Here is a 14,451-nt window from a genome sequence, read left to right on the forward strand (position 1 = left end):
AGCTCCGTATTATTTCATATTGTTGCATAACGATGAAAACCCTTTTATTTCTTTGCCGCTTCCGCTGATTTATAATGTAGGCAAACGGGAGAGAGGTTGTGAGATTCGTATGAGCAAAACGTTGCGCTGGGGCATTATCGGCTGCGCGGGAATCGCCAAGCGGGCGATGATTCCGGGCATTCGCCATTCGCAAACGGGCGTCGTGGCGGCCATTGCGAGCCGCGAGCTGTCCAAAGCGCGGGAGACGGCCGAGGAGCTCGATATTCCGAAGGCGTACGGCAGCTACGAGGAGCTGCTGCTCGATCCGGAAATTGATGCCGTTTACATTCCGCTGCCCAACCATCTGCATATGGAGTGGACGATTCGCGCGGCGAAAGCCGGCAAGCATGTGCTTTGCGAGAAACCGATCGCGCTCAACGCGGAGGAAGCGCAGCGGATGGCGGACGAATGCGCCAAAGCCGGCGTCGTGCTGGCGGAAGCGTTCATGTACCGGCATCATCCGCGCTACGACCGGATCAAGGAAATTATCCGCTCCGGCGAAATCGGCGATATTCGCGGCATTCACAGCACCTTCACGTTCAACAGCGCAGGCCATAAAGGCAATGTCCGCTTCCGCAAAGACTGGGGCGGCGGCGCGATTTACGATGTCGGCTGCTATCCGATCAGCGTCGCCAGACTGCTGCTCGATGCCGAGCCGGAGGCGGCGACGGTCCATGCGCTGTTGTCTCCGGAGCATGACCATGTCGATATGATGGCGTCCGGTCTGGTAGAATTTCCGGGCAGCGTCGCCCTGACGTTCGATTGCGCGATGTGGGCCGCATTCCGCAATACGCTGGAAGTGCTCGGCACGGATGGACGCATCGAGGTGCCGTCCGCCTTTATCGGCGAGCCGCATTTCAAGGTGTATGCGAAGGACGGGGAGCGCGAGGAGCGGATGGAGACGCTCGACCAGTACGCGCTGCAGGCCGACGATTTTGCCCGGACCGTGTGGGGCGAGCAGCCGCAGCGTTTCAGCCCGGCCGACGCGGTGAACAACATGAAGGTCATCGACGCCTGCCTTCGTTCCGCAGAGACGCGCGAGCGCGTCGTCATTTCCTAAACCTAATCCAACACTGAAAGGGGAGCCCTTATGCGTTCGGTCAAAATCGAAGGGTTAAAGCAGGAAGTCGCTCCGCTCATTATGGGATCGGATTATTTTACGCCCGAAATATACGACTTGGTCAGCCAAAACCTCGACGCATTCGTCGCCATCGGCGGCAATACGATCGATACGGCGTTCATTTACTGCGGCGGAAAAAGCGAGCAGGCGATCGGCATGTGGATAGAGGAGCGCAACAATCGCGAGGACATTCTGATCTGGACGAAAGGCGCTCATCCGAACGAGAAGGGCAAGCGCGTCAACCGCGACGCCATTGCCGAGGAGCTTGCGATCAGCCTGGAGAGGCTGCGCACCGACTATGTCGACCTGTACGCCCTCCATCGAGACGACCCGGATGTGCCGGTCGGCCATATTTTGGAGGCGCTGAACGAGCATGTCGAAGCGGGACGCATCCACGCTTTCGGCGCATCCAACTGGACGTGGCAGCGGCTGGAGGAGGCGAACCGGTACGCGGAGGAACACGGATTGATCGGCTTCTCGTTCAACAGTCCGAATCTTAGTCTGGCCAAAGCGAAGGAGCCGTACTGGCACGATTGCGTCAGCGTGGACGACGAGATGCACGCCTGGCATGTCCGGACCGGGCTGCCGCTGTTCTCGTGGTCTTCGCAGGCGCGCGGCTTCTTCACCGGCCGTTATACGCCGGAAGACCGATCGAATGCGGATCTGGTACGGGTATTCTACAATGACGCGAACTGGGAGCGATACCGGCGCGCCGAGCAGCTCGCAAAGGAGAAGGGCTGCGAGACGATCCAGATTGCGCTCGCCTATGTGCTGAATCAGCCTTATCCGACCGGGGCGGTTATCGGCCCGCGCAATGAAGCCGAGCTGCGTTCGTGCCGGGAAGCGGCGGATATCGTGCTGACGCCGGAGGAGATCCGCTGGCTCGATCTGTCCGCCGACCGGGACGGAGCGGCTTGAATCCGGTGGCGGCCTGGGAACTGTTGTGGCCGGATGGCGCTCCGCTGGCCGAAGGAAATGGGGACGAAGACCGTCCCGCCATCATGCCTTTTCTGGCGGAGAGCGGAGCCGCTTCGGGTTCGCCGCGCGGAGCGATTGTCGTGTGCCCCGGCGGCGGCTATGCCGTCCGGGCTGCGCATGAAGGCGAGCCGATCGCGCGCTGGCTGAACGGCTTGGGCATATCGGCTTTCGTGCTGCGCTATCGGGTTGCGCCTTACCGTTATCCGGCGGCCCTGCTCGATGTGCAGCGGGCCATCCGCACCGTACGCAGCCGGGCCGCGGAATGGGGCGTCGATCCGCAGCGGATCGGGGTGCTCGGCTTCTCCGCCGGCGGGCATTTGGCCGCGATGGCCGGCACCCGCTTCGATGACGGCGATCCCGGGGCGGCCGATCCGGCGGACCGGGCATCCTGCCGGCCGGATGCGATGATTCTCTGCTATCCGGTCATTACGATGCGCGGACCTTACCGGCACGAAGGATCGCTCTGCAATCTGCTCGGTCCCGAGCCCGATCCGGATATGGCCGCATCGCTCAGCGGCGAGGCGCAGGTAAGCGCGAAGACGCCGCCCGCTTTCCTGTGGCATACGGCCGACGATCCGGTGGCCGTCGAGAACAGCCTGATAATGGCGGCCGCTCTTAGCCGGCACGGCGTGCCGTTCGATCTGCATGTGTACCAGCAGGGGCGTCACGGACTCGGGCTCGCCGAGCATGACGAGCATGTCGGCACGTGGACCGGTCTGTGCGCCATCTGGCTGAAGCGCAACGGCTGGCCGGCGTCCTCGCCCGTTTGATGCGCCAACCGGCCGGCACTCGTCCGTTCGTCCGTATCGGGGCGAACGGACTTTTTTGTGCGGCAATGGCTTTACGACGATGTCTGTGGTGTCCGTTTGGGAGACGTTTTGGGTGCTATTTGAGGTGCTATTTGAGGTGCCCGTTTGGGGGAGCGTTTGAAGGGGCGTTTGGAGGAACGTTTGGAGGGGCGTTTGGAGAGGCGTTTGGAGAGGCGTTTGGAGGAACGCTTGGAGAAGCGTTTGGAGGGCCGTTTGAGGTGCGGTCAGAGTTGTGTCCTCCTTTGTCCTTTGCTCGAAAGGCACTTTCCATTCTGGCATTCCGACCGTAAATGTAAAATAATTGCACTTTGTGCAACCAACCGCCGCTGCAGCTTCATTTTCGACCATTTCATTGTACAACGTGCAACTAAAATCGAATATGTGCCTCTCTTTCGGACGTTCCGGCCGAATTCAATGCACTTTGTGCAACCAACCGCCGCTGCAGCTTCATTTTCGACCATTTCATTGTACAACGTGCAGCTAAAATCGAATATGTGCCCTTCTTTCGGACGTTCCGGCTGAATTCAATGCACTTTGTGCAACCAACCGCCGCTGTAGCTTCTTTTCCGGCCAATTCATTGTACAACGTGCAGCTAAAATCGAAATATTGCCCTTCTTTCGGGCGTTCCGGCCGAATTCAATGCATTTTGTGCAACTATCCCGCCGCTGCAGCTTCATTTTCGGTCATTTCATTGTACAACGTGCAGCTAAAATCGAATATGTGCCCTTCTTTCGGACGTTCCGGCCGAATTCAATGCATTTTGTGCAACTATCCCGCCGTTGCAGCTTCTTTTCCGGCCAATTCATTGTACAACGTGCAACTAAAATCGAATATGTGCCCCTCTTTCGGACGTTCTGGCTAAATTCAATGCACTTTGTGCAACCAACCGCCACAGCAGCTTCTTTTTCAGCCAATTCATTGTACAACGTGCAACTAGAACGAGTTTGAAATACTTCTCCAGAGCAAGCCGCGACTTTCTTCAGTTTCCTCGCCACGGTTCTCTTTCTATGTAACGGTTCTTGACTCTTGCGATTTCTTCATCAAAGGCACGAAACGGACAGACGGGTAACGTGAGGGCTCCAATCGGATTTAGGCGGAGAGCCGGAGATCGGTGGAGAACGTCGAAAAGAGGCTTCTTCTCCAGACCTTGCTGATAGGCATCAACTATCGGTCTGCCCGAAAAAGTCATCTCGAATCGGGCGTACCACATCGGCAAGGGGCTAATCCGTTTCCCCGTTCATCGATTTCTGACGCACAATGAAATCAGCATCTTTGGGTCTGTTTGTATTGGAATATTGAACAACTTGCAGGCGGAAAATATTTGGTCAGCAGCAACTCGTTCTCTAAGTCGACGACTAAAAACGCTAGTTTGAAGGGGTGGCAAGAAATTGGCAATGCTGTTGATGGAGTTTCTGTAAAGTATGAGGTAATCAAAACCGTCAACAGCAAGGAAGTTTTATATGGTACAGGATATGTCAACAGACAAGTACCTGAGCGTCCTTCGTCTGATTGGTTTTACCTTGTTTACTCGGATGTTCCCGACGATAGTAGTTACCGCATCAAGTTTACCGACCTTAAAACTGTCGCAATCATTCGGTTTTGATCCTCTTCATTTCCCCTTTCTTCGACAAAAACCGCTTTAGCAAATCTTTATATGATGATTTCCAAATATTACGTAACTTTTTTTCGTCTTCATCCGTCTATACAGGTATATGAGAATTATTAAAATCTGCTAATGGGCGTTTCATAGACCGAAACGTAAGTTGAAAGCAGGACGACATGAGGGGGAGGAGCAACAATCGACGATGAAATGGGGCTTGAACTGGAGAAAAAAAGGTGCCGTTACGGCTGAAGCGCCAGGATCAGGGGAAAAAACGGAGGGGGCGAGCGGCGAATCCGCGCGTCCGGTTTCCGTTGCGGAGAATGGCGCTGTCTTTCCCGGCGGAACGACTTCGGGGGCGGACAAGTCGCCCGAAGCGGCCGAAGACGGCGGGCCGCGCAAGCCGATATTGCGAGTGAGCGGCGTGGAGCGGACGTTCCAGGTTGGCGGGCGGCCGCTGCATGTATTAAAGGGAATCGATATGGAGTTGCCGTACCGGAAACTGATTATGCTCAAAGGACGATCCGGCTCCGGCAAGACGACGCTGCTCAATTTGATCGGCGGTCTCGACCGTCCGACCAAAGGCGAAATCTGGTTTGGCGATTTGCCGTTTCATGAGATGAACGACGACAAGCGGACCCATATCCGCCGCAAGGAAATCGGGTTTATATTCCAGGCATACGCTCTTATGCCGATGTTGTCGGCGCTCGAGAATGTCGAGCTTTCCATGCGCATGGCCGGCACTCCTCGCTCCGAATGGAGGGAGCGGGCCGCCCGCTGTCTGGAGCTTGTCGGGCTGGAGAAACGGATGAAGCATCGCCCGTTCGAGCTGTCCGGCGGGGAGCAGCAGCGGGTCGCGATCGCCAAGGCGATTGCCCACAAGCCGCGGCTGTTGCTGGCCGACGAACCGACTGCCGAGCTCGATTCCCAGATGGCGGCGCAAATTATGGCTGTCTTCCAGAACATCATTCGAACCGAACAAGTGACGATCTGTATGACGACGCACGATCCTACGATTTTGGAGGTAGCAGACCATGTCTACGAAATGGTGGACGGAAAAATTAGCTAGAAAACGATTGGCGGTGCTGCTTGCGGCATCGCTTGTCGCCGCAAGCGGCTGTTCGCTTCTGCCGAAAGAGCAAGAGGAGGAGGTGTTGCCCGAAATTACGCCGCCGCAAATTTCGCAGAAGCCGGAATACGAGGTGACGACGACGACGCTGGAGACGCGGGTGTCGGCTTCCGGCAAGCTGATCTCGCTGCAGGAAGAAACGTTGTTTTTCACTTTGGACGGCAGGCGGCTGATGGAACTGAACGTCAAGGTCGGCGACACGGTGAAGGCCGGACAGGTGATCGGGCGGCTCGACGTCGAGGATCTGGAGAAAGATCTGCGCCAGAAACGGCTGCAGTTCAGGCGCGACGAGACGGCGATGAAAGAAACGCTGCGCAAGCGCGACGAAATGGACCCTGTCGATTTCGAGCAGGAAGTGATCAATTTCGAGGAAAAACGGCAGGCGATTGCCGATCAGGAAGCGGAAATCGCCAAAGCCGAACTGACCGCTCCGATCTCGGGCACGGTCGTGACCGTCAATGTGAAGAAAGGGGATCTGATCAAGGCATACGATCCGGTCGCCGTCATATCCGATACATCGCAGCTGGTGGCTGCGGTTAAGCTGACGAAGGATGATCTGGAGAAGGTGTCCGTCGGGATGCCGGTTACTGTCGATTTGAACAATGCCGGCAAGGTGAACGGTAAAATCAAGCAGCTTCCGGTTCCCGATACGGAGAACGGCGGCAACGGCAACGGCGGCAACGGCGGCAACGGCGGAACGGGCGGGCAGAACGATGCCGAACGGCCGGAAGATTTCCTGCTCGTGACGCTGGACAAAATGCCGAAAGGCGTGCAGCGCGGAACGCCGCTTTCGATCAGCATCGTGGTCAACCGCAAGGAAAATGCGATCGTCATTCCGCCGTCCGCCTTGCGGAGCATGGGCTCGCGAACTTACGTGCAGGTCGTTGACGAGAACGGCAAACGGGAAGTCGACGTCGAGGTCGGACAGCAGACCGCGACGGAAGTGGAAATTATTAAAGGATTGACGCCCGGCCAGAAAGTTGTAGGTCGATAGCCGATGGGACTGCCGCTTTTTCGCTTTTTGTTCCGCAAAATGTGGAACACCCGCTGGCTGACGCTCAGCACGCTGGCAGGCCTCGTCATGGCGGTGGCATTCGCCACCAGCATTCCGATGTACGCGGACGGGGCCTTGAAGCGCGTCGTCGCCGAGTCGCTGAAGCAGAAGAGCACAGGGCTGCCCGCCGGTTCTCTGCTGATGCGTTACCAATCCCAGGGCGGCGCGAAGACCGATGCCGCGGCGCTCGATGAAGTGGACCGCTACATACAAGAAGACGTACCCGGGATGATCGGATTCCCCGATCAGACTTTCGTTCGCAGCTATTCCATCCGCGGCACCGAAATCATTCCCGAAGATTCGTCGAAAATCGACGCAAGCCGCGTCCGTCAGGCGACCCTGATGGCGATGTCGGGATTGAAAGACAAGGTCGAGCTGACGCAAGGCCGCTGGTTTTCGGACACGGAGTCCGAGGACGGGCTGATCGAGGTCGTCATGATGGAAGAGGCGATGTACCGCAATGACGTGCATATAGGCGACATCTATGAGTATCCCGTTTTCGGCGGACTCGACCTGACGCTTCGCGTCCATGTGGTCGGCGCCTTCAAGCCGCTTTCCGACACCGATCCGTTCTGGTATCAGGGAATGGAAGGTCTGATGAATACGCTGCAAGTAAGCGAAAGCGTATTTGTCGACGGCTTGCTCGGCAGCCGGGGCATTCCTGTCGCGAACGCGAACTGGTTTTACGTTTTCGATCTGAGGGAAATCAAGACGAGCCAGATTTCGCCGCTCAGACAGACGCTTGAGCGGTTGAACGTGGAGCTGTACCAGAGGCTTCAAAACACGAAGGTGGAAATATCGTTCGCTTCGACGCTCGACGAGTTCCGCAAAATGAGCCTGCAGCTGCAGACGATGCTGTTTACGCTGGCTGCGCCGATGATCGCGATGGTGTTTTTCTTTATTGCAATGAACGCGCGGCAGGCGCTTGACAAGCAGCGCAGCGATATCGCGGTGCTGCGCAGCCGCGGCGCCGGAACGAAGCAAATCATTTGGATCTACACGCTGGAGGGATTGCTGCTCGGCGCCGTCGCGCTCGTTGCCGGCCCTCTGCTCGGCTGGTTCATGGCGAAGAGCATCGGTTCTGCGAACGGCTTTCTCGAGTTCGTTAACCGCAAGTCGATTCCGGTCGGCTTCTCGACCGAAGCAATCATCGCCGGCGTCTCGGCCGTTGCGCTGGCGCTGCTCGCGACCGTTATTCCCGCGGTCATTTACGCCAGATCTTCGATCGTCAATTACAAGCAGGAGCTCGCCCGTTCGGACCGGGCGCCGGTATGGCAGCGCTGGTTTTTCGACGTGCTGCTGCTCGGCGTCGCCGGCTACGGCTGGTATCTGTTCAACGAACGGCAAATGATTACGTTCTCGACCGGGATGACGACCGACCAGCTGAATGTGCAGCCGTTTCTGTTTTTCGTGCCGGCGATTTCGATTTTCGCGCTCGGACTGTTCTTTTTGCGGCTCTTTCCGTGGCTGCTGAAGCTGTTCAATTTTCTCGGGCGCAAGTTTTTGCCGGTGCCGCTGTATTTGACGCTGACGCAGCTGTCCCGTTCGTCCAAAACGTATTATCCGATCATGATTTTGCTCATTCTGACGCTCGGTCTCGGCGTTTACAACGCTTCGGCGGCCAGGACGATCGATCTCAACTCGACGGAACGGACGCTCTATAAATACGGAACCGACGTCATCATCCAAACGGTCTGGTACGGAACGCCTGAATTGCCGCCGTCGCAACCGCCCGGCGGTGGCGGAGGCAATTCAGGGGGCGGAGGGTCCGGCAATCCCGGCGGAGCTCCCGGAGGCGGCGGTGGCGGAGGAGGCGGCGGCGGGAACCCTGGCGGCAGTCCGGGCGTACCGACGCGCATCCTGTATTCGGAGCCGCCGTTCGAGTTGTTCCGCAAGCTCGAAGGCGTGGAAGCGGCGGCGCGGGTGCTCAAGGACAAGGGCAATATCGTCATTGCCGGCAGGTCGATCGGCCAAGGAACGGTGATGGGCATCGACAATGTCGATTTTGCCAAGGTCGCCTGGTTCCGCGACGATCTGTATCCGGTCCATCCGTTCTATTATTTGCGCAATCTCGGCTATTACGAGCATGCGGCCATTATTCCGAAAGGCGTGGCGGATAAATATCAGCTCAAGATCGGCGACAAGATCGAAGTCGGATTTGCCGACGGGATGCTGGAGTTCGGAATCGTCGGCATTCTGCCTTACTGGCCGAGCCAGTATCCGGACAAATCGCCGTTCGTCATCGCCAATCTGGACTATATTTACGACCAGCTTCCGATCAAGCCTTACGAGGTGTGGCTGAAGATGAAGCCGGGCGCGCTGGTCGCTCCCATAATCGAGGAGCTGCAGAGCCAGGGCATCGAGCTCGCGTCCGTGCAGGATTCGCGCACGGAGTTGATTACGCAGTCCAAGCATCCGACAAGAGGCGGCGTTTTCGGCATTCTCAGCCTCGGGTTTCTCGTGTCGGTCATCGTCTCGCTGACCGGCTACGTGCTGTTCTGGTTTTTCAACCTGTCTGGCCGGGTCGTCCAGTTCGGCGTGCTCCGCGCGATGGGACTGTCCCGCAAGCAGCTGACCGGGATGCTGCTGCTGGAGCAAATCTTTACCGCCGGTCTGTCCATCGCTCTCGGCGTGGCGATCGGCAAAGTGACCAGCCTGCTCTTCCTGCCGTTTCTGCAGACGACGGACAACGTCGTGGATGCGGTGCCGCCGTTTAGGGTTATCTTCGACTCCCAGGATACGAACCAGTTGTACGCGGTAGTCGGATTTATGATGCTGCTGGGCGCGGTGCTGCTGTTCCTGCATATCCGCAGGCTGCGCGTCCATCAGGCGGTCAAGATGGGAGAGGAGCGATAACGTGTGATTTATTGCGAAGGCTTGGTCAAAATTTTCAAGACCGACGATCTGGAGGTCGTGGCGCTGCAAGGCCTCAATTTGACCGTCGACGAAGGCGAAATGATGGCTATTATCGGCAACAGCGGCAGCGGCAAGTCGACGTTGCTGAACATTCTGGGCGGCCTCGACCGCCCATCCGCCGGCCAGGTGAAGGTCGGCAAATGGGATTTGCTGAAAATTACCGAGGAGCAGCTGGTGGAATATAAGCGGGACACGGTCGGCTTTATTTGGCAGAACAATGCCCGCAATTTGCTGCCTTATCTGACAGCGCTGGAAAATGTGGAGATGCCGATGATGCTGTCCGGCAATCTGGACCGGAGCTACGCGAAGCAGCTTCTGGAATGGGTCGGGCTGAAGGAGCGGATGCACAACAAGCTGCATCAGCTGTCCGGCGGCGAGCAGCAGCGGGTGGCCATCGCGATCTCGCTCGCCAACCGCCCCAAGCTGCTGCTTGCGGACGAACCGACAGGGTCGGTCGATTCCCGGACATCGGACATCATTATGGATATTTTCCGGCGGCTGAACCGGGAGCTCGGGGTTACCATCGTGATCGTAACGCATGACCTGTCGCTGGCCGGCAAGGTCGACAGGGTCGTTGCCATCCGCGACGGCTTGACGAGCACGGAATTTATTAAGCGCAATCCGAACCTCGACTCGGCGGACGGACGCATACCGTCTTCCGCCGGCGGTCTTCATGAGGTGCACGAAGCTTATGTCGTCGTCGACAAAGTCGGACGGCTGCAAATTCCGAAAGAGTATCTGGCGGCGTTAAAAATTAAAGATAAGGCCAGTCTCGAATTTGACGGCGAGCGGATCATCATCTCGCAGCCGAAATCATTGGAGGGGTAAACGGTTATGAAGAAGAATGGAGTTTCCAAATCGCTTGTTCGCAGAGTGGCTGCGGGATTGATGGCGCTGATGCTGCTCATGCCGCTGCTCGCCGCATGCAGCAAAGGGGAAAGCACGGAATCGGCCGAACGCCGTGTGCTGCGGATCGGCGTGTTGTACGGCGGTTCGGACAACGAGCAATATTTCCGCCAGCAGTATACCGATACGTTCGAATTTACGCATCCCAATATCGATCTGGAAATCGCCTATGCGATCAACTACGACGATATGCGCTATACCCAGCCGGGCCAGGAGCAGGAGCAGAAAGATCCGTATGAAGAGTTCAAGAAGCTGCTGACCGGACAAAATCCGGTCGATGTCGTCGTGCTGGACTACAATATGCTGAAACGGCTGACGCAGGACAACTTGCTCAAGCAGCTCGATCCGCTGATCCAGCAGGATGAATTCGATCTGTCCGATTACGTGCCGACGGTGATCGACGGCATCAAGGAGGCAGGGGAAGGCAACATTTATGCGCTGACGCCGACGTTCAGCTCATCCGCGCTTTTCTATAACAAGGAAATTTTCCAGAAGGCAGGAGTCGAGCCGCCGACGGACAATATGATGTGGGAGGACGTCATCAATAAAGCCCGCGAAGTCAGCAAAGGGGAAGGAAAAGAGCGCACGTTCGGTTTGATGCTGAGCCGCTGGTCGTATCAAGGGTTCTGGGACATGCAAAACTACGCATCGCCGTTGCAGCTGAAAATATTCGACGACAAGGGCGAACGGATGACGGTCAATACCGAAGGCTGGGCCAAGGTATGGGAGACCATTGTAAAATTGTACAAAGACAAACTGACGCCGACGCAGGAAGATCTGAACGCGCTGATGGAGGAAATGAACAAAAGCGGTGACTCGTATGGGTACAGACCGTACTCCGACGACTTTTTCATGAACGGTCGCGTCGCCATGGTCATTGCCGATTACGGTTATATTAACGATCTGATTCGGGCGAAAGATATGTCTGCGACGAACAAGGACATCAAGGCGATCGATTGGGACGTCGTCACGGTGCCCCAACATCCGGAGAAGCCGGGAGTCGGCGGGAACGTTTATTTGAGTCAATTGATGGGCGTCAACGCCAACGCGCAAAATCCGGACGACGCATGGGAGTTCGTGAAGTTCAGCAACAGCAGGGAATGGGCGAAGCTGAAATCGCGCAGCACGTACGAAATGGTGGCCCGCAAAGAATTTCTGCAACCGAAGGGCGGTCTCGACTACAATATTCAGGCGTTCTATTCGCTCAAGCCGCTGCCGCCGCAAAGTTTGGAGCAGGAAAAACTTTACCGGGAAATTCCGGGTATCTGGGAAGCGCAGCAGCCGGGCGAGCAATTGTTCAACGAAGTGCTGCAAGGGAACAAGACCATTAAAGAGGCGCTTGCCGAGTGGGAGACGAAAGGCAACGAAGTGCTGCAACGATTGAAGCAAAACAAATCGAATAACGGCAAAGACACGCAAAGCAGCGGTGTCGAAGTATTGCCGGTCCCTGAAACGAAAGCGGAAGAGGCGGAAGAGGCAAAAACCGAGTAACCGAACAAGAGGAGCCCTTAAACGGCGCAATGCCGATTTAAGGGCTCTTTCTGCTTGGGCGGCGCGCTTCCCGCGCATATCCGCCAACGGCGTACAGCCGTTCGCGGCCGCATACCTCTCTCCAACCGCTATCCGCCGAGCGCGAACGATTGACGAATCGACCAGCGGCCGTCTTCGGCCCGCTCGAACAGATGAATTTCGTTTACGTCCATTTTCAGATCGAACCGCATCATGCGGAGGCGTCCGTACAGGTCGTGAAGCTCGTCGGGCGACATCTCTTGAGCGATCGTAATGTGCGGAGTATACACATACTTCGGCGATTCCAGGCTCAAGGGGCCTTGGCAAACCGCGTGATGCAGCTCGATGACCGTCTCCGGGCGTTCCGGAGCCAAATACAACGTATTCGTGACCGGATAAAAGGTGGACACCCGATTAAAGAGCAGCGAAAAAGGCGCGAAACGGTCCACGGTCCGCTCCAGTTGATGAACGGCTTCGGCAAGCCGGCTTTCGTCCATTTCCTCCCGCTCTCTGACCGTCAAGTGAGGAACGATTTTGTCGTAATAAGGATCGTATCTTCTGCGCCAACTGTCCGCGAATTCCTGTATTTCGCGGGTCGGCAATATGGCAATGCCGTACTGCATACGCATCAGCCTCCTGTTCGGGTAATTTTATTATACACGATTTGCTTGATTTTGCAGACTTCGGGGCAATCTAATGACAAGAAAAGCGTGAAAGGAAAGTTGTGCGGATGAAGTGGGTTTATTGGGCGCGACTGTATGAAACGAAATTTCAGGCCGGTTGCGTAGTCAAGCGGATGGAGAACGACTGGTGGATTTACGGGTACGAATCGCCGAGGGAAATCGAAATTTTTCGTTCCCGCAAAGGGCGTTACGGGGTACGTTTCGTTCCTTGACGCATCGCCGCCATAAAAAAAATTAAAAAAACAATTGACTAAGCTATAGTGAATGTTGTATATTTATTTTTGTGACCAAATGACGCGGGGTGGAGCAGTCCGGTAGCTCGTCGGGCTCATAACCCGAAGGCCGCAGGTTCAAATCCTGCCCCCGCAACCATATATGTATGTTTGTCCTTTCAGGGGCCCTTAGCTCAGTTGGTTAGAGCGGTCGGCTCATAACCGATTGGTCGGGGGTTCGAGTCCCTCAGGGCCCACCACAGGACTCTGAGGAGCTATTGGTTCGCTGCAATCGTTCAGATCGCCGTGCCGGCATATGATCGGTGCGGTTTTTGTTTTGCGAACGGAAAAATATGCCTGGCTTTTCGTTGACAAGCGTGACGGTGCATGTTAATATCTGTATCGTCATTACACATCCCGTGCCGGGGTGGCGGAACTGGCAGACGCACAGGACTTAAAATCCTGGGGTAGGTGACTACCGTACGGGTTCGATTCCCGTCCTCGGCACCACGCAACATCGAGAACCGTCACGGCATGCCGTTTCGAATCGCCGGACGAATGATTTTTGTGCTGATCAAAACGTTAAAATGTAAAAGTCCTGTAGTACCTGACTGATACACAGGATTCATGATAAATCCCTCTTTTTGGCTTGCTAATCACAAGCTGGAAGGAGGGTTTTTTATTGCGCAAAAAGCGGATAACGTGTATCAATGCAACGGATGCAGGTTGGAAAGATTGTTTTAATCGGTTTCTTCTTTTCAAGAAGGCACAAGGCTTAGCAGAATTGACATTGAACGTGACAGGCAGGTTTAAGTGGGGAAAGTTTTCATATATAGAGAAACTTTCCCCACTAATTTGTGCCGCGCTACGCTACGGCACTTTCTGACCGCGCACTTTCCTCCGCTTCGCTTCGGAGAAGCGCTTGGCCGTCCCGAAAACTGAAGTTTTCGGAACGCAATTTATTTTCAATCTTCAACCTCTCAGGTGAAGGGGGTATGGGGGGCGGCAGGTCTGCAATTTTGACAGGAACGCAAAGCGTTCATGGCAATGCTGCAGAGTTGGTTTCAGCATCCCCCAAGATGGTTATTTATTTTGTTGTTCCATTAATCGAACCGCTGAAGCCGTATAATAAGTCTCTCCGCATTCGCAAATGATGGTTGGTATCCCATCGACTATAGTTTCTCTGTGTTCGATTCTGCCGCATTTACAGGTAAAGTATCTAATTCCATTCCCGTCTTCATTGACTGGCTCCGTATCGCCGAAAATTTTCTTTATCAGATCTTCTGCTTCATTATTTTCCATAAAAGAATAACCTCCAGACTTTACGCTTTTTGATATTGCAAACGGTTTACCGTCCGCATGTTCATTTAAGAGCCACTCCCAACGATTGTCAATATTTTAATGAATTAATGTGTTAGAGCATCATAATCTTGTTACGATTACGCTTGCATTTTACAATTTTGAAAGTTTAGAAATTATTAACTCAACTTTCGCA

The 14,451-nt window shown here is 55.6% G+C and carries 12 protein-coding genes and 3 tRNA genes; 13 read left to right on the plus strand and 2 right to left on the minus strand.

The window, feature by feature from the left end; translation table 11 throughout:
• Positions 1-109 precede the first annotated feature (109 nt).
• The 9 genes from ABEV74_RS17075 to ABEV74_RS17115 all read left to right on the plus strand — a co-directional run bounded on the left by ABEV74_RS17075 (position 110) and on the right by ABEV74_RS17115 (position 12,043).
• Complete coding sequence (locus ABEV74_RS17075; protein WP_062492429.1) at positions 110-1,099, plus strand: Gfo/Idh/MocA family protein; 990 nt, start codon at positions 110-112, stop codon at positions 1,097-1,099.
• A gap of 30 nt (positions 1,100-1,129) precedes the next feature.
• Positions 1,130-2,077, plus strand: coding sequence for an aldo/keto reductase (locus tag ABEV74_RS17080; protein WP_062492430.1), 948 nt, complete (start codon positions 1,130-1,132; stop codon positions 2,075-2,077).
• Positions 2,074-2,907 carry an alpha/beta hydrolase gene (locus tag ABEV74_RS17085; RefSeq protein WP_430147850.1) on the plus strand — a complete coding sequence of 278 codons (834 nt, stop codon included), beginning with the start codon at positions 2,074-2,076 and terminating at the stop codon, positions 2,905-2,907. The genes ABEV74_RS17080 and ABEV74_RS17085 overlap by 4 nt, the downstream gene beginning before the upstream one ends.
• A gap of 1,361 nt (positions 2,908-4,268) precedes the next feature.
• A complete protein-coding gene (locus tag ABEV74_RS17090) occupies positions 4,269-4,550 on the plus strand; it encodes a hypothetical protein (RefSeq protein WP_430147852.1) in 282 nt (93 codons plus the stop codon).
• A 202-nt stretch (positions 4,551-4,752) separates the two neighbouring features.
• A complete protein-coding gene (locus ABEV74_RS17095) occupies positions 4,753-5,616 on the plus strand; it encodes an ABC transporter ATP-binding protein (protein WP_235593394.1) in 864 nt (287 codons plus the stop codon).
• A complete protein-coding gene (locus tag ABEV74_RS17100) occupies positions 5,582-6,670 on the plus strand; it encodes an efflux RND transporter periplasmic adaptor subunit (protein WP_430147855.1) in 1,089 nt (362 codons plus the stop codon). Before ABEV74_RS17095 ends, ABEV74_RS17100 begins: the two co-directional genes overlap by 35 nt.
• A gap of 3 nt (positions 6,671-6,673) precedes the next feature.
• On the plus strand, positions 6,674-9,586 hold the full coding sequence (locus ABEV74_RS17105; RefSeq protein ID WP_430147858.1) for an ABC transporter permease: 2,913 nt from the start codon (positions 6,674-6,676) through the stop codon (positions 9,584-9,586).
• A gap of 3 nt (positions 9,587-9,589) precedes the next feature.
• Positions 9,590-10,474 (plus strand): ABC transporter ATP-binding protein, encoded by an 885-nt coding sequence (locus ABEV74_RS17110; RefSeq protein ID WP_062492434.1) that lies wholly within the window; start codon positions 9,590-9,592, stop codon positions 10,472-10,474.
• 6 nt (positions 10,475-10,480) lie between these two features.
• Positions 10,481-12,043: an ABC transporter substrate-binding protein gene (locus ABEV74_RS17115; RefSeq protein ID WP_213529016.1), complete on the plus strand. Its 1,563-nt coding sequence runs from the start codon at positions 10,481-10,483 to the stop codon at positions 12,041-12,043.
• Positions 12,044-12,171: 128 nt separating this feature from the next.
• Here ABEV74_RS17115 and ABEV74_RS17120 read toward each other — a convergent pair whose 3' ends face one another.
• Positions 12,172-12,684, minus strand: a complete 513-nt coding sequence (locus ABEV74_RS17120; RefSeq protein WP_430147861.1) for a 2'-5' RNA ligase family protein — start codon at positions 12,682-12,684, stop codon at positions 12,172-12,174.
• 107 nt (positions 12,685-12,791) lie between these two features.
• Between ABEV74_RS17120 and ABEV74_RS17125 the strand changes: the two genes are divergently transcribed.
• The 4 genes from ABEV74_RS17125 (at position 12,792) to ABEV74_RS17140 (ending at position 13,466) form a co-directional block, all read left to right on the plus strand.
• Positions 12,792-12,956, plus strand: a complete 165-nt coding sequence (locus tag ABEV74_RS17125; protein ID WP_201024081.1) for a hypothetical protein — start codon at positions 12,792-12,794, stop codon at positions 12,954-12,956.
• Positions 12,957-13,039: 83 nt separating this feature from the next.
• Positions 13,040-13,116: transfer RNA gene (locus ABEV74_RS17130), tRNA-Met, on the plus strand.
• Between the two features lie 23 nt (positions 13,117-13,139).
• Positions 13,140-13,216, plus strand: a tRNA-Ile gene (locus ABEV74_RS17135).
• A 161-nt stretch (positions 13,217-13,377) separates the two neighbouring features.
• Positions 13,378-13,466: transfer RNA gene (locus tag ABEV74_RS17140), tRNA-Leu, on the plus strand.
• 573 nt (positions 13,467-14,039) lie between these two features.
• On the opposite strand, the gene ABEV74_RS17145 is transcribed toward ABEV74_RS17140, so the two are convergent.
• The gene (locus ABEV74_RS17145) at positions 14,040-14,258 is read right to left on the minus strand and encodes a hypothetical protein (protein WP_430147864.1); all 219 of its coding nucleotides are present in this window, start codon (positions 14,256-14,258) and stop codon (positions 14,040-14,042) included.
• Between the last annotated feature and the right edge of the window lie 193 nt (positions 14,259-14,451).

Origin of the sequence: Paenibacillus cisolokensis (genome assembly GCF_050481165.1) — a bacterium.
Classification (GTDB): domain Bacteria; phylum Bacillota; class Bacilli; order Paenibacillales; family Paenibacillaceae; genus Paenibacillus_AH; species Paenibacillus_AH cisolokensis.